14 protein-coding genes are annotated in these 17068 nt (G+C 52.5%); 1 reads left to right on the forward strand and 13 read right to left on the reverse strand.

The genetic code is table 11. The features are described 5' to 3' along the window. Positions 1 to 30 precede the first annotated feature (30 nt). The 13 genes from rem to M2418_RS14690 form a co-directional block, all read right to left on the reverse strand. Positions 31 to 702: a transcriptional activator Rem gene (gene rem, locus M2418_RS14630; protein WP_192487013.1), complete on the reverse strand. Its 672-nt coding sequence runs from the start codon at positions 700 to 702 to the stop codon at positions 31 to 33. A gap of 282 nt (positions 703 to 984) precedes the next feature. Continuing rightward, on the reverse strand, positions 985 to 1560 hold the full coding sequence (locus tag M2418_RS14635) for a lytic transglycosylase domain-containing protein (protein WP_259147477.1): 576 nt from the start codon (positions 1558 to 1560) through the stop codon (positions 985 to 987). Further along, positions 1496 to 2857, reverse strand: coding sequence for a flagellar hook-length control protein FliK (locus M2418_RS14640; RefSeq protein WP_259147479.1), 1362 nt, complete (start codon positions 2855 to 2857; stop codon positions 1496 to 1498). Before M2418_RS14640 ends, M2418_RS14635 begins: the two co-directional genes overlap by 65 nt. Beyond that, positions 2854 to 4140, reverse strand: a complete 1287-nt coding sequence (gene motC / locus M2418_RS14645) for a chemotaxis protein MotC (protein ID WP_405049430.1) — start codon at positions 4138 to 4140, stop codon at positions 2854 to 2856. Before motC ends, M2418_RS14640 begins: the two co-directional genes overlap by 4 nt. Further along, entirely contained in the window at positions 4137 to 5471 is a 1335-nt protein-coding gene (locus M2418_RS14650; protein WP_250983579.1) for a MotB family protein, read from the reverse strand. The genes motC and M2418_RS14650 overlap by 4 nt, the downstream gene beginning before the upstream one ends. After that, positions 5468 to 6121 carry a hypothetical protein gene (locus M2418_RS14655; protein ID WP_250983578.1) on the reverse strand — a complete coding sequence of 218 codons (654 nt, stop codon included), beginning with the start codon at positions 6119 to 6121 and terminating at the stop codon, positions 5468 to 5470. The genes M2418_RS14650 and M2418_RS14655 overlap by 4 nt, the downstream gene beginning before the upstream one ends. A gap of 232 nt (positions 6122 to 6353) precedes the next feature. After that, complete coding sequence (locus tag M2418_RS14660; protein WP_250983577.1) at positions 6354 to 7640, reverse strand: flagellin; 1287 nt, start codon at positions 7638 to 7640, stop codon at positions 6354 to 6356. Between the two features lie 416 nt (positions 7641 to 8056). Then, the gene (locus M2418_RS14665; RefSeq protein ID WP_192487007.1) at positions 8057 to 8980 is read right to left on the reverse strand and encodes a flagellin; all 924 of its coding nucleotides are present in this window, start codon (positions 8978 to 8980) and stop codon (positions 8057 to 8059) included. 345 nt (positions 8981 to 9325) lie between these two features. Continuing rightward, positions 9326 to 10243: a flagellin gene (locus tag M2418_RS14670; protein WP_192487006.1), complete on the reverse strand. Its 918-nt coding sequence runs from the start codon at positions 10241 to 10243 to the stop codon at positions 9326 to 9328. A gap of 450 nt (positions 10244 to 10693) precedes the next feature. Next, entirely contained in the window at positions 10694 to 11314 is a 621-nt protein-coding gene (locus tag M2418_RS14675; protein ID WP_259147486.1) for a hypothetical protein, read from the reverse strand. A 2-nt stretch (positions 11315 to 11316) separates the two neighbouring features. Beyond that, positions 11317 to 13584, reverse strand: coding sequence for a polysaccharide biosynthesis tyrosine autokinase (locus tag M2418_RS14680; protein WP_405049442.1), 2268 nt, complete (start codon positions 13582 to 13584; stop codon positions 11317 to 11319). A 177-nt stretch (positions 13585 to 13761) separates the two neighbouring features. Further along, positions 13762 to 14490 carry a hypothetical protein gene (locus M2418_RS14685; RefSeq protein WP_259147488.1) on the reverse strand — a complete coding sequence of 243 codons (729 nt, stop codon included), beginning with the start codon at positions 14488 to 14490 and terminating at the stop codon, positions 13762 to 13764. A 111-nt stretch (positions 14491 to 14601) separates the two neighbouring features. Continuing rightward, on the reverse strand, positions 14602 to 15810 hold the full coding sequence (locus M2418_RS14690) for a polysaccharide biosynthesis/export family protein (protein ID WP_250983573.1): 1209 nt from the start codon (positions 15808 to 15810) through the stop codon (positions 14602 to 14604). A gap of 319 nt (positions 15811 to 16129) precedes the next feature. On the opposite strand from M2418_RS14690, the gene M2418_RS14695 reads away from it, so the two are divergent. Beyond that, complete coding sequence (locus M2418_RS14695) at positions 16130 to 16726, forward strand: transglutaminase-like cysteine peptidase (protein ID WP_259147491.1); 597 nt, start codon at positions 16130 to 16132, stop codon at positions 16724 to 16726. Positions 16727 to 17068 lie beyond the last annotated feature (342 nt).

A 17068-nucleotide genomic window follows, 5' to 3' on the forward strand; every position in this document is an offset into this window, starting at 1 on the left:
TCCGATGAAATGCGGCAAAGGTTCAAAAAATCATTGCCAATCAATGCAATAGCCGAGGAAGCGCTTGGAATCGACAGGGTCGTAACCAAGCTTCTTACGGAGCTTTTTGCGCAGCTTGCTGATGTGGCTTTCGACGACGTTTTCTTCGACGTCATCATCAAAAATGCCGTAGATGGCATTGAAAATCTGTGTCTTGGAAACGCGACGGCCACGGTTGGCGACCAAATATTCCAGAATGCGACGCTCACGGCGTGGCAACGGGAAGACTTCGCTGTTGATTTCAGGATCACGACCATCCGAGAAAACGCGGATCGGGCCGATGTCCGTAAAATTGTTGATGACCTTCAGGCGACGGCGAATAGCCGCTGCACGTGCCAGGATCTCGCGTGGGTGAACCGGCTTACGCACGACATCGTCGACTCCGCTGTCGAACAATGCGAGAGTAGCCTCCAGCGAAGGCTGATCGCTTACCGCGATAACCGGCGCCATGGTTCTGTCGCGAATTGCCCGTGGCAAATTCGCGTACGCGTTACCTTGGCCGATAAGGAATGCCTCAACAGCTGCCAGATCTGTGTCTGCAGCCGTCGTGACCCATTCGCCAAACTCGCGCGGGTCGAAACCCGTCGAGGGAATGCCCTCACGCCCAAATAAAGATGTGTATCCGTTCTTAACGAGCTCTCGCTCATCAACCACTACGATCATTCGTCCGCCTCCGAATCAGTGTGGTGTTGCCAATGTTGGCATTGGTACGAATCGGGGGAATCAGCGACAACTGTGGAATGTTAACTATAGAAATTAATAATTGATTAACTTTTGAGTGCCGATTTGATCTACATTTAGTAGGCATTTTAACTAATCGACACTATTTTAATGTGGAGAAAGGTACGATTCAATAAGAATCCCTCTTGCCGGACCATATTTGCGGCAAACGATCGCCACAATTCCAGATTCCGGCCACATATAGGGCAACTCAATTTATAGTTGTTATTGGTCGCAAAAATTCTTTGCGTTCGTGGTCCATTTTCCGTACCCGGTCGCGACCAGATTCGATATCACGCGGCACACATATTTCTTCTGTGCCGGATCGTTGTTTGGTCCTGCGTGATATCTGGCAACTGCCATCGTCCAGGTTTCATGCCTGTCGTGCAGATTTTTAAGGAACATCGCCGCATATTCCACGTTGCGCTTCGGGTCAAACATTTCCTGCGGAGAACTGAAATTTTCTCCATGGAAGTACTGGTTGATCTGCATGCAGCCAAGGTCAATCAGTTTTGCGCCGTTACGTTTTGCCTCTTCAAATGCCGCCATTGCCTCATTGCGCGACGCGGAAAACACTGATTTTCCTTCGATATTCATCGCGTTGGGATCAAGGCGCCCCTTGCGGCCGGTTTCGGTCAAGCCAACAGAATACAAGATGCCCTCGGGCACGCCGTATTTGGCAGCCGCAGAACGGATCTCATTTTCACAAGCACCCTGCACGCCAACCGCTGATGCGTCAGAGGTAAAGGCCAGAACTGTGATTACTGGAAGCGAGACCAGAATTCCCTTCAGCAATGACATCAAGTTCCCCTTCGTTGCCCTGTCCCGCGAACTGCCCGCGCTGGCTGCCTGACTCGCCCTGGTTGCGACCACTCAAAGCCTGCTGATTGTTTTGCTGACCTTGCTGTCCATTATTTTGCGAACTCGACTGATCACTTTTTTCTGTCGAAGAAATATTTAGCGTGATTTGATCGACCTGAAGGCCTTGAGCACGCAGCGCATCGACGATGCTTTTGCTGTCGTCACTCAATTTTCTATAGGCGGCAGTGTTCTGAACGGTCACATGGACGTTCAATTCGTCGCCAACCATGCGCAGTGACATGGTCACCGTGCCGAGGTCGATCGGCGTCATTTGCAGCTTCAGCGTATGGACGACCCTACCTGTGCTGCTCTGTGCGGCTGCATTCGACAACTCGGAGCCGGGCTGCATGGCGCTGACCCATTCAGGGTCACCAGCGATCAGGCTGGTCAATGCGGACGCATTTGTCGACATGGAAAGGCCGATGAACCGGCGTGAATCGAGAACCGTGACGTTCTCCATCGCTCCACCCTTTGCATCACTGACCTTGAACTCGATACCATCGCTGCCCGACCGGATCGACATGTCCATGTCACGGCCGGAACTGGCGCGCGAGGAGGAAAAGCGAACTGTCAGTGGGTCGGCATTCACATCAACATCTTCGGCGTCACTGTCTGCCTTGGCCGAAGACAGCATGTCGATAGCATTGGATGCCTTTGACTTCGTTGTCGATTTTTCATCGCTGCGCGAGGTTACGCCGGGATTTTCCTTGGCAATGGCTTTTGCCAGCTCGTGCACGGCTGCATCGCCCGGATCAAGGACAGAAAGAACTGTCGGTACTTTCGTGTCGTCGGCAGCAAGATCAGCGTCGGCGACAGTCGCACCCTTGAGCGCGTCGCCTTCATCCATGTCCTTAAGGCGTTTCTTGACCTGGTCGGCCTTGCCCGGCTTGGCAGTCGATGTGTCATCGGCTGTTTTGGTCATCTTGTCATAGGCAGACAGATGGGCACGGAGATTTTCTGCCGAACCATTCAACTTGTTCTTCTGGCCATGTGCACTGACCTGATCTTCCTGCAGCCGGCCATTTGCCGAGTTCGCATCGTCTTCCGATGCGGCATCATCAGATCCACGGTCATTCGCCTGACGGTCGTACGCGTGCGGCCCGGAACGGTCGTTCCGTGCACCCGACATCGCGTCGTCAAACCCGCTCGGCCGAGAGTCGCCCTTGCTAATGCCCGCGCTCGCAGGTTTTGCGTCAGATACTGGTGGCGTCAGTGTAAATGCGCTCGTATCGATCATTGCAAGGAGCCTTCTTTCTTAAGCAGTGCGTCTATTTCATCCAGCTTTGACCGTCCGCTTGAGACGGTGCTCTTGTATTCAGGACTAAGGTCTTCCATGACAGGCGTCGGATTGCGCCAAACACCACTGCCCTCCGCCTGAGGTTCGCTGCCAGGCGCTGCCGCGACCGGCAGGGTCGCCTCTCCTTCCCAGCCGGCCGTACCGGGCTGCAAGGACACGGCACTCGCCACAGGTGGGCGCACGACCTCTTCAGCAATGGCCTTTGCAGCGTCCCGCAAGATCTTGTCGCGGTCAGATAGATGTTCGTCCGGGATGCTGGTGATGGTTTTGATCGCGCTGACGATATCCGGAGTACCGATGTTTGCGAGACTTTCGTAAAGATTTGCCGGTGCCCCATCGACAACAGGTAGACCCGTTGATAGGTCCTTGGCTTTCGTTGCCGCCATACGGGCCAGTTTTTCCTTGCCTGCGACTGTCGCCATGCGTGCCATACGCAAATATGTCTCGCGCTGCCGGTCTGCATCCATCAGTGCGACCGTATCGGTAATCGTCGCCTCTTCAATGTGCTCATAGCGACGCACAGAAAGGGCCACGATCAAATCAGCGAACTGGCTAGCATAGGGCGAATGCAGAAAACGACGTGCATAACGCTGGGCGTATTTGAAGCCCTGTGTTGCATCTCCGTCCTCAACGGCAATGGCCAGCGAGCGGCGCAACGCCGCTTCTTCAACAATTGTACCGGGCGCTTCAAGCCGGGCGATATCATAGAATTTCAACGCGGCAACCGGATCCTGCGCCAATGTCACGTTACCGCTGATCAAAGCCAGATAGGGTCCGATACGGGTCTTGCGATATTCCGGCACCATGGCGCCCAGACCCTTGGCGATCAGTGTACCTCGGCCGCTGAGATATTTCCTTAGCGCATCTGCAACGCGCGTGTCGAAATTGCCATCGACGTCCTTCGCGACCAGCAATTCCAACGTCGCTGGATTACCACCACTCATCGCATAGATCAGTGCGGCGTCCACGTTGCGTGGGTCAGCGAAAATTGACGGCGGTGCATCTCTTAGACGTTCATCGATGGTCGTCAGCATAAAGCGCTGCATCTCGGCCGCCGAATGGTCACCAAGTACAACGGAATCCTGCACGAACTGCAGTGACCGCAGCATCGAATAGGGCATCAGATTGTCAGGCGACTGGGCAAAGCTTTCGGCAGCACCAACAAAGGTGCTGACCGCAGCCAATAGAGATACCCAGCGTTTTGGAAGCCGCATCCGCATCATCCCCGATCCGCTTCCAGAAGAATTTCGATACGTCGGTTGGAATCAGCCAGAGGATCTGACGGAATCTGCAGTCTACGATCAGCAAAACCGGATACCTGCTTCACGCGGTTTTCCTCAAGACCGCCACGCACCAGCATGTAATAGGCGCTGTGGGCGCGGTCCATGGACAGACGCCAGTTGTCGTTTGAACTGCCCTTGAACTGGCGACCATCGGTATGGCCGCGAATGACAACGCTACCACCCTTGTCCTGCAACAACTGACCGATCTTTTCCATCGCCAGAACCATTTCACGGCGCGGGACCGCAGAACCGACATTGAACATCGGCGCCTGGCTCTGATCGGAAATCGTCACGAGCATGCCACCTTCGGCTGGCGTCACGATCAAGCCTTCTGCAAGCTTACCGCTGACACCACTGATCTGCGCCTCGATCTCGTCACGAAGCTCCTTGGCTTCCTTTTCCTCGAGAGGGGTTGGCTTGTGCTGAGCCTCTTCCGGATCCGGTGTTGGCTTGATCTCATTCGGATCAAAACCAGGTTTCTGCTGCGGGATAACCGCGGCAATTTCTTGCTGCTCGTGGTCATTCTGTTTCTGCTCGTTGAGTTTGGCGACGTCAGCAATGATGTCGTTGGACTGCGGAGCTTCGTTTTGCTGCTGGTTCTGCTGCGATGCAGCCGCCACCTGCTGGTTCTCGGTCGCCTGAGTTTCCTGCTGTGTGTCCTGCGGCTGGGTTTCGGAACGTTGATCAGCGCGGGTTATGCGTACCTGCTGTGTCCAGAAATCAGGGTCGAACGGATCTCGATATGCCTCACCACCGCTTGCACCGGTTGCCGGGCCGGAATCGGCAGCACCGCCCTCACCCTTCGCGCTGACATTGGCCTGCTGACCAACTTCCTGCGCGATTTCAGCAAGAACCGAATAGGGGTTTTGGAAGAAGTCGGCTTCCGAGTAGTTGGCCTCTTCACCGGTTTGCGATGTCTGATCTTCGCCGGTTGCGGCCGCAGACCCGACTGTCGCATTCTCCGCCTTAACCTTGGAGCGTTCGTTCTTCTCCAACCCATCCTTTTCATCGACAGGCTTTTCCAGGCCTTTCGTCGTCGGCTTTTCATCAGAGAGCTGAATCGGGTTGAAGTAACTTGCAACGGATGCCTTGGTTTCTTCGTTTGCGGCGTTAACCAGCCACATAACAAGGAAGAACGCCATCATCGCGGTCATGAAGTCAGCGTAAGCGATCTTCCATGCACCACCATGCGCGCCGTCGTGATCACCACCGCGGCGCTTGACAATAATGACCTCGTTTTTGCCGTGGTGGTGATTTTCGCTTTCACTCATTTCAACACCTTCCGGACGCTAGACGCCCACGCAGACATGCGGGTCACCAGCACGCTGTTGTCCATCTCAACGGATAGATCAACATCCGCGTTTTCAACAAAACGAAACGCCTTTTCATTGCCGCCAAGGACTTCAATCAAACGGTCGTAAAGTGGCTTTGGCCCTTTCACGGTCAAAGTCACGGCCTCTCCATCGGTCAATGATGGGCGAATAATGTCTGCCAACCCGGCCACAGCCTTCTGCGCCAGGGCATCACTCAGGACCGGTGCCAGCACAGCCGAAATCTGTTCATCGAGGTTACTGACCACCAGGTCGTGATTTTCCTGCAGACGGCTTGTGATGAAACCGGCCATCTCGGTATGATAACGCGCCTGAAACTCGGCAATTTCCGCCGCATGGCTTTCAAGCATGGCGCGTTTTTCAGCCTCGAATTGCTCGGTCAATGCCGCAGTCGCCGCTTCGTGGCCTTCGGCATAGGAGATGCGCTTTTCTTCATCGACATCGACAGGTGCAGGCATGGCAAAACTGTCGTCCTCGCCCATATCAAAATCTGGAAATGAGGACGGCAATGCTACGGTCTCATCCATCGCATGCAGGACAGGCTGGCTTTCGCCAAAGTCTTTCAGATAACGGGCAATGGACGCGCTCATCGTCTTCCTCCGCCCATGGCCATGAGTGCGGAGGCACAGTGCTGCCTCCAGAAGCCATGTTTTTTATGCGGTTGTGAAATCATTCCCGTCACCATGTTCGAAGATCGTCAATTCAAGCCTCTGCCTGGAAAAAAGCCGAGGATACTCACTCGAAACGCTAGAACTTCAAACTTGTGCGAGGATGAAGGAGCTCCCTCCTCGCCCTTAAAAATCACCGAACGCCAGCAAATACTTACTTGAAGAGCATCAGGATATTTTCAGCGTTGGAGTTCGCAATGGACAACGACTGGATACCAAGCTGCTGCTGGGTTTGAAGGGCTTTCAAGCGGGTGGATTCTTCGTTCATGTCGGCGTCAACCAGACGACCGATACCCTTATCGATCACGTCCATTAGTGCCGACACGAAGTCGTCCTGCATGCTGATGCGGCTTTGCAGCGAACCGAGGCTGGATGCGGCGCTGGTCATGGCTTCTAGCTGGGTGTTCACGAACTGAACCATCACATCCAATGCTTCCGCATCGGTATAGCTTCCGCCTGTGACCATACCGTTCATGACGCCAGCAACCGAGTTGAGCTCGTTGATGTTAAGGGTCGTTACGGAGAACGAGAGCGAGCGGTCCGTCGCCAGAACCGGTGTCGCGCCAATATCGTAGTACCAGTCAGTGCCGGAGCCATCGGTATAGGCCACTTCAGTGCCGGCACCGGTAGACGGCGTACCGGCCATCTTGACCCAGCTGTTGGTCGCTACCTGATAATAGGTGTCCGTACCATCGCTGTAGATATTCGGATCAGTATTGGTATCCGGTGTTGCGGCATTGAGTGCTGCGATCTGTGTGTCGTTCAGCTTCTCGACAACGTAACCGGTTGTTGTCGTTGTGGTGCCTGCGGTGACCTTCACATTGACCTGCGCCTCGTTCGGGCCAACAAAGATCGCCTCCTTGTCCAGAATACCGAACTTGCCGCCGCTCAAATCGAACAGAACGGTCTTTGAATCGAGACTGTAATCAACGGTCGTAACTTCAACGCCACCTGATGATGTACGGATGAAGGACGCAACGATTTTTTTGACAATCGGCTCTTCGGCCGGCAGAGTGCCGCTGTTGCCAATGCGCTCCTGCAGCCAGTTTTCACCGGAGAAGGACGCGGATTCGGAAATGCTCTTCAATTGCTCCTGCAACTGCTGCATTTCTTCCTGAATTTTTACGCGGTCGGCGCCAACGCTATAGGCAGCCACTAGCTTCTTCTTGATTTCCTTGACCACTTCAATGGCGCTCTCAAGCGCCTCATAGGCGGTATCAACCTTTGCTGCACCCAAGCCGAGCGCATCCTGCACAGCCGACAAGGCACTGTTATCTGAGCGCATTGTTGTGGAGATTGACCAATAGGCGGCGTTATCGGCTGCGGTTTCAACGCGGTATCCAGACGATACACGGCCCTGCGTTGTTTCCAGATTTCTGTCGATCATACGCAGGGTTTGCAGTGCTGCCATAGCGGCGGCATTCGTCATAATACTGGTCATAAATATGGCCTCGGTCGATATGCGTGGGAAATCCGGTTGCGAACCGGAAACGACCAGAGGGCATCATGCTCACCGCGGCGTAAACTAGCCAAGCGGCCTGTCGTTCGTTAACAAATCATTAACGAACAGGTAACAAACATCTGTGCCGTTATGCAAGCACTTGCCACATGCTAAATTGCACTTCCCGCGCGCATGGCAGGTTTCACGCAAGCTACATGGCATTTTCAGACGATTTCACCTGACTTAAGCGGCTCTTTCCATATCACACACGCCGGTTCTGGTGCCTCTTGGTCCGGTGGTCGTTAGTTTAATCGCCGCTGAAGATGCGAAAACCGCGCTCCTTGCGAAGCGCGGTTTCGTTTGCCTGTAACTGTTTTGCCAGGGCGGGACGAAGTCGTCCCCAGCCGGGACGCCGCTTACTGACGGAACAGTTGCAGGATGTTCTCTGCGGTGGAGTTGGCGATAGACAGAGCCTGAATACCCAGCTGCTGCTGTGTCTGCAGGGCCTTGAGACGCGTGGATTCTTCGTTCATGTCCGCATCGACCAGGCGCCCGATACCGCTGTCGATGGATTCCTTGAGGCGGTTTACAAACTCTTCCTGCAGGTCGATACGCATAGAGATCGAACCAAGGGCGGCCGCGGCACTGGTCATCGACTTCAGCACGCTTTCAACGTGGGTCAAAGCGCCCGTCAGGTAGTCGCCAGTGGTGCTTTCAACGTTCAGTGTATCGAGAGAGTAACCGACGGTGCCGATGGTCGATACCAGTCCAACCAGACCGGTCGTGGTCACGATTGCACCTGCAGTGTTGGTGCCGAACAGAACGTTACCCTGGGAAGATGTCGGGTCGAGGTAATAGCTGGTTGTTTTAACCGACACATTGCCCGAGGAGTCACGGATAAAGCCAGTTACGACAGACTGCGTTCCAGCATTGCCAGCTACCCAGTTTTCGCCACTGAAGGATGCACCTTGTGCAATCGAGCGAAGCTGCTCTTGCAACTGGCGAATTTCTTCCTGGATCTTCGATTTGTCGACTGCGTTTTCGGTTGCAGCAACGACCTTCTTCTTGATTTCCTTAACGACGTCGATGGCGCTTTCCATTGCAGCGTAGGCGACGTCAACCTTGGCGGCGCCAAGACCAATTGCGTCGGATACGGCATCAAGAGCCATGTTGTCGGAACGCATGGTGGTCGCGATCGACCAGTAAGCGGCATTGTCTGCGGCCTCGCCAACACGCAAACCGGATGCGACACGCTCCTGCGCACCTTCAAGGTTCGTGTTGATACCACGCAGAGTCTGGAGTGCTGCCATTGCTGCGGTGTTTGTCAGAATGCTTGTCATTTTCGTTGCCCCTAAATTGGCTGATAAACAGGGACATTCCGGATTTCACCGGGAACAATGGAGCGGCTTGATGCCCGTTAACCATTTCTTCGTCTTGGTTAACCCATCGTTTCGATGAGGTCATTTAAGGAAGAAATGGTTAACAAAGGTTAAACGGTCGTTTACTAAAGTTAATAAAATCGTAAAAAATTGCTTGAGCAGTTGAAGTCGAAAAACCACGCGCTCGCCTGACAATATATTGTTTTATTAGAATAATTTGGAAATCGACAGTGTCTCCTCCAAAGAACCAATAAAAAAAGCCGCGCTTTTGGCGCGGCTTTCTTTTTGTGAGCGTTGTTCCGTTTATTAACGGAAGAGCGACAGAATGTTTTCCGAGTTGCTGTTTGCAATCGACAGCGACTGGATGCCGAGCTGCTGCTGTGTCTGCAGAGCCTTCAGGCGGGTAGATTCTTCGTTCATGTCAGCGTCAACCAGACGACCGATACCGCTTTCGATGGACTCGTTGAGCTTGGCAACGAATTCTTCCTGCAGGTCGATACGCATGGAGATCGAACCGAGGTCAGCAGCAGCGCTTGTCATCTGCTTCAGAGCGGTTTCAACGATATCTAGAGCGTTCTTCAGGTAGTCAGTTGCTGTGTTGGTAACATCCAGTTCGATAACCGAGAAGCCAACGCTGCCAACGGTCGTAACCTGACCGAGAATACCTGCTGTTGTTACCAGGCTGCCAGCTGTGTTGACGCCGAACAGAACGTTCGCATCCGTACCAGCGTTATTCAAAACATATTCGGTGTGCTTGACGGTAACATTGTTGTTGCTGTCACGGACGAAGCCGGAAACAACAGACTGCGTGCCGGAGCCGATGACCCAGTTTTCGCCGCTGAAGGAAGCAGCTTCCGAAATCGACTTCAGCTGGTCCTGCAGCTGGTCAATTTCTTCCTGCACCTTCTTGCTGTCGACAGAGTTTTCCTGCGCGGTAACGAGCTTCTTCTTAATTTCCTTAACAACGTCGATGGCGGATTCCATCGCGGTGTAAGCGGTGTCAACCTTGGCGGCGCCCAGACCGAGTGCGTCGGAAACGGCGTCCAGAGCCATGTTGTCAGAACGCATGGTGGTCGCGATCGACCAGTAAGCAGCGTTGTCGGATGCTTCACCAACGCGCAGGCCGGACGAAACGCGGCCCTGGGTTGTTTCCATGTTGGAATTGATGTTGCGGAGAGTTTCCAGCGCAGACATGGCTGCGATGTTTGTCAGAATGCTAGTCATTGGAAGTTGCCCCTTGAATTGGCTGATTTTAGGGAGGGGACATTCCGGGTACACACCGGTGAACAGCCGTCAGCATCATGCTTACTAACTTATTAATAAATATAGTTAACTGGCCGTTTCGTTGGCCACAGAAAACACCAATATGGTTAAAGAAAACCTAAGCGGATTTTAAAAAAGCGCTTCGGCAGAAAACACAGCATTCTGTTTGTGTGAAAGCAAACGCTGACATGCCTTTCACGCCAAGGTGTTACAGCCTTTGAGTGTATCTGCTATTTTTGGAGATTATTTTTGCGACCGCCTGCAGAGTAGCGAGACTTTGCTCTCTACACTTGGTGACACGCAGCGACAGCCGGAGAAATTATCAAAATACAACGCGGCTCGAAAATCCCGTTCACGTGTCTAAAACTCAGCGAGATAATCACGGGTTTCGGTTTATACCCTAGTGTCAAACTACGAGGTTTTGGGACACAAATCCGGTAACTGCTTTCGGACTAAGTTCCATCGACTACCGCAAACAGCATTCTTGTCAGCATTGTAGGCCGCAGCGGCTTTCTGTTGTAACTGCGCGGGAGCCGAATTCCACAGCGCAAACCGGCCGAGAATAATATTCTCCTCGGCTGGAGCGAGTTGTTGGGACAGCGATATCGATTGCGCCAATTCGTCCAAATTTGAGGTCCTAGCATAGCGAACCATCGCAAAGCGTAACCAGACATTGCCATCAACAGGCAAACACTTCAGCGCATGACGGAGATATCGTTCGGCAAAAATCAAGCCGTTGGATCTGCTCGCAATTTCCTGCAATTGGTAGCGGTAGTCCAGATCCTTCAAAACGAGCGACATACCGGCCTTGACGATGTCAGAGCGGCATACATTGTCATCGACAATTTCTGAAAGACTGTCCATCGAAGCAAGCAGCATTTCATTGGGAACGCTGCCATAGGTATCCACATCCTGCGCGATTGACAAAACATTCGCAAACCTGGAACTGCACCAAGTCTCCTTAAATGCATAGCTCAGCACCAATAAAGATGCCGCCATAACAATGGCGGCAGCAAAAATCGTCGCTCTCATAATCAGGTCTTTTCCTGGTAATATTCTGAGTAGCGCGAATAATAATATTCGGTCGAGCCGTAGGAGCGGTAAAGGTTCATCTTTTCCTGATCAACCTTATTCAGGATGACACCAAGGCACTTCTGGCGGATCAAAGGCTCAGTCTCGAGTGTCTGGCGCACGACACGCCGTGCCGTTTTGCCCCACTCTGCAACATAGACAAACCCATCGATACGGCTTGCCATGGCGCGCGCATCCACAACCGGCCCAAGAGGCGGTAGATCAATGATGATGTAGTCTGCACTGGAAGAAAGCGTGCTCAACAGCTTCCTCATCGCGACAGATGAGAGCAACTCAGAGGAATGCGGAACGCGATGCTTGACCACTGCTGGCAAGAAAGCCATACCTGTGCGGGCATTATAAAGGAAACAATCTTTCGGGCTCTTCCCGTCCAGCAGGGTTTCAAGAAGACCTTCCTGCGCGTGGCGACCAATGGCGCGCGTCGCACCTGGATTGCGCAAGTCGGCATCAATCAGGATAACACGGGATCCCTGGCTCGCCAGCAACTCCGCGAAATTGACTGAAACCGTGGACTTGCCCTCACCCGGCAACGTCGAAACAATACCTATGACCTTGCATTCCTTCTCAGAAATTCCAAGGTCAGCTGCAATCTTCGCGCTGCGAAGCGTCTCAGCGAACGATGATAGCGGATGGTCAATCACGTAATTGGTGACTTCAGTCGCCTTGCGAATACTGCGAGGATTGCTTTCCGTTGCGTTATCAACAACCCGCAGACCATCATTCATCAACGGAGCGATGCCAAGGAATTCAAGGCCAAGGATATCACGAACCTGCTCTCCCGTACGGAAGAACCGATCCCTGAATTCCCTGAATGCGCCAATACCAGCACCGATACCTGCACCCATTATACAAAATGCCGCCAGCAGAAGCATTTTGCGTGGTTGGCTTGGAGATGATGGCGGATTGGCACTTGAAATCACGCGTGCGTCGGTGACTGGGAACGACTGTTGCTGAACAGCTTCCTGGTAGCGCTGCAAGAATGTTTGGTAGAGATTCTTGTACGTCTCGGCCTCACGCTCCAGTTCGCGCAATTGAACCTGCGTTTCGTTGGCGACAGCGCTTACCCCAGTCGCCAACGAAACGCTATTTTGAAGAGAGGTTTCTCGTGCTTTTGCAATTGCGAGGTCACTCTTGTAGCTCTCAGCAATACGCCCCAATTCTTCAAACATCAAACGTCGATACTCTTCCATCTCTTTTCTGAGACGGATCGCCTGAATATGTTGTGCACCGAGACGAGAGGAAATTTCTGATTCAAGCTTGGATGCCGCAAGATACTTTTTGCGCATTTCGTTGACGATAGAACTATCCAGCGCGTCAGTCACAATAGCATCCGACTGCCCAGCGCTGATTACTTTTTGAATACCATCGAGTTTGGCAGCAGCTTTTGCAGAATCAGACTGTGCAACAATCAACGCACTATTCAACTCAGATAATTGCTGATCTGACACCAGCGAATTACCTGCAGTCACGAGGCCATTGGCCGATCTAAACTTCTGGACCGCCAAGTCCGTTTCCATCGCCTTCTGACGCAGTTCGTCAATTCGGTCCTGCAACCAAACACTTGCACGACGCGTGGCGTCATATTTTGAGTTCAATTTGTCTACGAGATATTCAGAAGCGATGCCGTTAGCCACCTTTGCCGCAAGTTCGGGAGATGGCGAGGTGTAGTTGATTTCAAGAACATAGGTCCGGCCTACACGTGTAACACGGATGTTCTTCAGTACTTTGCCGAGCGCGGAACGGCGCTTCGCCTCAATGGCAACGCTGTCTTCTTCGGCACTGGAAAACCACTGCGAAACGTTCACAACCGACCGGACAAAACGAACGACACTACCCAGGAGCGACGATTGATCCGCCATGAACTGAGCATCATTCGAAAGATCGAGTTTATCCACAACCGCCAATCCGATCGTTTCGGACTGTAACAATTCGACTTGACTGAGGACACTTGATTCATCGTCAAGCACGCTACCAATGGCAGATAACTGCTGGACCACCTGATTAGTATTGCGGTCCATGAGAACCTTGGCCGTCGCGGTATACAAAGGCACTGATGTTGTCGCGACGACAAGGCCGAGCAATGCGGCAAATGCTACACAAACTGCAACAACGATCCATTGACGACGCGCTGCGCCAAGCAATGCATCAATCTGAATGACATCGACACGGCCGTTGTCATCAACGTTCTCATGAGAAATGTTTTCTGAAATGTGTCTATTATGAAGCTGCAAACTTTCACCTCTGAAATACGATACTTCAGGATAATTCAGGCGACGAGAATACCATCCCTGACGTCTTAAAGCAGATGCCGAAAGTTCAAGGCCTAATTATGCCCCATCTTATAACTCGGCCTTTAACAGGCCAAAAGACGGGACATAATTTCAAATTTAGCCTGGGCTCACATCAACAACCGTCGTGGTATTGCCATCAGCAAAACCAGTTACGGTGCTGCCACCAGTTGGAGCAGTTGTCGAATTGGTCTGAGTGACCGGTGACGAGCCTTCGCCGAGACCAGCAGTCCCGCCACCGACAGCACCTGCCGCACCACCAATTGCACCGCCGCCACCAGCGCCGGCACCACCTGCTCCTGCGCCACCGCCAGCTGCGGTCGCCGTGAAGTTATCAGAGAATGCCTGAGCGAGTAAACCAGCAGCACCTTCAACGCGAACACGGATCATTCGAGCAAGAGCTGCGTTGTTTGCGTTACTTGCCGCATTTGCAGCCAGCGCCAACCCGTCACCCACAGCTTCGGCAGATGGCGAATTCGCTTGGGCAAATGCAAGAACCTCGTCCACAATTGCACGCGTCGCGTCCGTTACTGTGGTTTCAGGTGGCAACAGCAGTGCAACCTGCTCTGCCATAGCTTCCTCTTGAACGCTTCCGCCAGCGATACCAGCCTGAATACGAGCGAGGAACGCACCGATAGCCTCGCCTTCCGCTCTTGAAACAGCAACTGGCGCCGGAGCACCCTGCTCAGCAGCAGGAGTATTAACTTGCTCAACTGCAGGAGCTTCAACTTGCGGTGCAGTTGCCTGAGCGATTGCCGAAGACTGCCCAGCCACTACAACGATGGCTGCAGCTGAGAGCAACCCAAGCATATGCTTGACAATAACCATGCAAATATCCCCAAAACAAATGGCTATAAGTATCTGTTTTCAATCCATCACACAGACGGACGATTAACGCAATATTAATAAAGAAAGCCTGACCGGCTTCCATTATTATGTTTAATTTTTAAGTGCCCGAACCGAAGTGCGGGTGGCAAGAACGTCACTCGAAACATCAGCTGCAGTTGCGGGTACAGAACCAACCAGATCAAGAACCTTGTACAGTTCGATTGCATCCGAATTGGTAACGTAGACAATGTCCTTGTCCTGCATCGGGAACTTCTGAACGGCAAAGAACGTGGCTGGATCTCTCAAGTTTGCCCGGAAGATCACAGGAACCTCGTCTTTGACGAACTTCGAAGTATCAAGGCCAAGCTTTACCAGCAGGTCGCGATTGACGACGCGGTACAGGAAGACCTGCGCCGGATCGGCTCTTGAATCCAGCAAGCCACCGGCCTTGCCGAGTGCATCAGACAATTTCAGTTCAGACTCTTCGAAATCGAAACGACCGTTCAGACCAGAAGCACCAAAGGCCATGAATGTACGACGTTCACGATCAACCATCACCACATCGCCGGGCATCACATAGATGTTTTCCTGCGGATGGCTGGTCAGATAGTCGTAATGAACCTTCGCAGAGCGACCATTACGAATAAGTGTGACATAAGATTCAATGCCCGGCGAACTCAAGCCCCCAGCTTCAGAGATCACGTCAAGAATACGCTCGCCAGCATCTGTCAGGTCAATTTTAGCTGCGGATTTGACATCCCCCAGAACGGAAACCTGCGCTGAGCGGCTACTGATCTTGTTGATCATGACCTGCGGCTCGATAGCACGGTTTGCCAGGCGCTCTTCGAGATCAGCTTGAACTTCTTCTACCGAGCGACCTGCTGCGCGTACACGGCCGGCGTATGGCACGCTCACGGTACCGTCGCGCGCAATCGTCTGGTTTGGAAGAGAAACATAGTTGCCTGGGCGGCTACCTGCGTCCTGTGGAATGAAAAGACCACCGGCTTGGGATTCAAAGACTGAGACTTGAACAACGTCGCCTACGCCAAGCGGCAGAGATGGAGGACCGCCGCGTCCACCGCCGAAGCCGGTCGCCATGCTACCACCCGTTGCACCACCGATATAACCAAGCACTCGGCTGTTGATTTCAATCAGCGCATAATCGATGCCTGCAACGCCCTTATTGCCACCCTTCTTGTCAGAGACAAGTTTGACGGATGCCTGAGATTCGATCGACCTAAAATCCGGCCCCGAAGAAGAGGTTACAGTGCAGCCAGAAAGAACTGCTGTGCTTAAAAGCAACACACTCGAAAAACGCATAATATAATCAAGTCCCTTTAAATCACAAACTCCATAAGCCACACGGCGTTATGGCGCAATACAGTAGGCTTAAAACAATAAATGCAGGCCTCTCCAACCCCTGGAAGCCGTCACATTTATATCACTCAATTTACCTGCCGAGCAGAAAATTCAATAAGCAAGCAAACTGTCGAGAATCCTTATGGCACTTATATGTCCAGATTGAGTAATTAAATTACAACCATTAAAATTTTAAATACACACTTAACTGGCCCGCAAAAACTACCTGATATCAAGCATCCAATAAAAACAATTCAGGTTGCAATGAAACGGGGCTAACATGCTTATCAAGAAAACAGCAACTGCAACATTCCTGTCTTTCGCTATGTTAATGACAGGTACCAGCAGCCTCGCTGCGGCACCCTTAAGTGGATTGGCGCGCAGCGCTGCACCGAAGCCGGATCAGCATATTTCGACCCGCCGCACAACCATTGCTCCATTTTCTTTCGCGAGTTTCTGCACAACCAACTCTGCAGATTGCGATGTTCAGGGCAGCGGTAAAAAAGTATCTTTGTCACCCGACAAGATGAGCCAGCTGAAAAACATCAATAGCAGCATCAACCGCGCCATAAAATACACGTCAGATCAAGATGATAATGACGCATGGGAGATTAATGTCACCCAAGGCGATTGCGAAGATTACGCACTGACAAAACGCCACAAACTGCTTGCTGCTGGCTGGCCCTCCGGCGCCCTGCGTATCGCGGTCGCTCGCCTGCCAAATGGCATCGGCCATGCCGTACTTGTCGTGACAACAGACCAGGGTGACTATGTGCTCGACAACCGCACCAATGAAGTAAAGCCCTGGCACAGAGTCAATCTGAAGTGGCTGAAAATCCAGTCACCGGATTCACCGCGCAAGTGGCTCGCCATTTGAAATACGTGAAATTCCGTGACGATTGCGGCCCCGCATCGGGGCCGTTTTTTATTTGAGTTGATCCTACCAGAAAAAATATACCAAAATGTCATTTTTTCTAATTATTCACCCAGCAGCACCTATATGAGCTCAGGAGTTTGACGGCTGCGAACGCATGTTGTGGCAATAAACTGTGGTAGGCCATTCCATTTCTTTTGTTTTGCCGCATTCCACACCGCTTACCGCCTTGCAGCCGGAAAAATCGCTCCTTATATACGCCCCAGAACAGCAAAAATGCTGAACAGATATCAAGACAATCCAAGTCAAGGAGTTGTCAATGGAATGCCTACCGGGGTTCCGACA

It is taken from the genome of Rhizobium sp. BIGb0125, from assembly GCF_024810055.1.
In the GTDB taxonomy this organism is placed as follows: Bacteria; Pseudomonadota; Alphaproteobacteria; order Rhizobiales; family Rhizobiaceae; genus Agrobacterium.

Bases quoted from the DNA above. Each gene is read 5' to 3' on its own strand.
- rem (WP_192487013.1), bottom strand. From the start codon at position 702: ATGATCGTAGTGGTTGATGAGCGAGAGCTCGTTAAGAACGGATACACA.
- M2418_RS14670 (WP_192487006.1), bottom strand. From the start codon at position 10,243: ATGACTAGCATTCTGACAAACATCGCAGCCATGTCTGCGCTGGAAACT.
- M2418_RS14665 (WP_192487007.1), bottom strand. From the start codon at position 8,980: ATGACAAGCATTCTGACAAACACCGCAGCAATGGCAGCACTCCAGACT.
- motC (WP_405049430.1), bottom strand. From the start codon at position 4,140: ATGATGCGGATGCGGCTTCCAAAACGCTGGGTATCTCTATTGGCTGCG.
- M2418_RS14660 (WP_250983577.1), bottom strand. From the start codon at position 7,640: ATGACCAGTATTATGACGAATGCCGCCGCTATGGCAGCACTGCAAACC.
- M2418_RS14675 (WP_259147486.1), bottom strand. From the start codon at position 11,314: ATGAGAGCGACGATTTTTGCTGCCGCCATTGTTATGGCGGCATCTTTA.
- M2418_RS14635 (WP_259147477.1), bottom strand. From the start codon at position 1,560: ATGTCATTGCTGAAGGGAATTCTGGTCTCGCTTCCAGTAATCACAGTT.
- M2418_RS14640 (WP_259147479.1), bottom strand. From the start codon at position 2,857: ATGATCGATACGAGCGCATTTACACTGACGCCACCAGTATCTGACGCA.
- M2418_RS14655 (WP_250983578.1), bottom strand. From the start codon at position 6,121: ATGAGCGCGTCCATTGCCCGTTATCTGAAAGACTTTGGCGAAAGCCAG.
- M2418_RS14695 (WP_259147491.1), top strand. From the start codon at position 16,130: ATGCTTATCAAGAAAACAGCAACTGCAACATTCCTGTCTTTCGCTATG.
- M2418_RS14690 (WP_250983573.1), bottom strand. From the start codon at position 15,810: ATGCGTTTTTCGAGTGTGTTGCTTTTAAGCACAGCAGTTCTTTCTGGC.
- M2418_RS14685 (WP_259147488.1), bottom strand. From the start codon at position 14,490: ATGGTTATTGTCAAGCATATGCTTGGGTTGCTCTCAGCTGCAGCCATC.
- M2418_RS14650 (WP_250983579.1), bottom strand. From the start codon at position 5,471: ATGAGTGAAAGCGAAAATCACCACCACGGCAAAAACGAGGTCATTATT.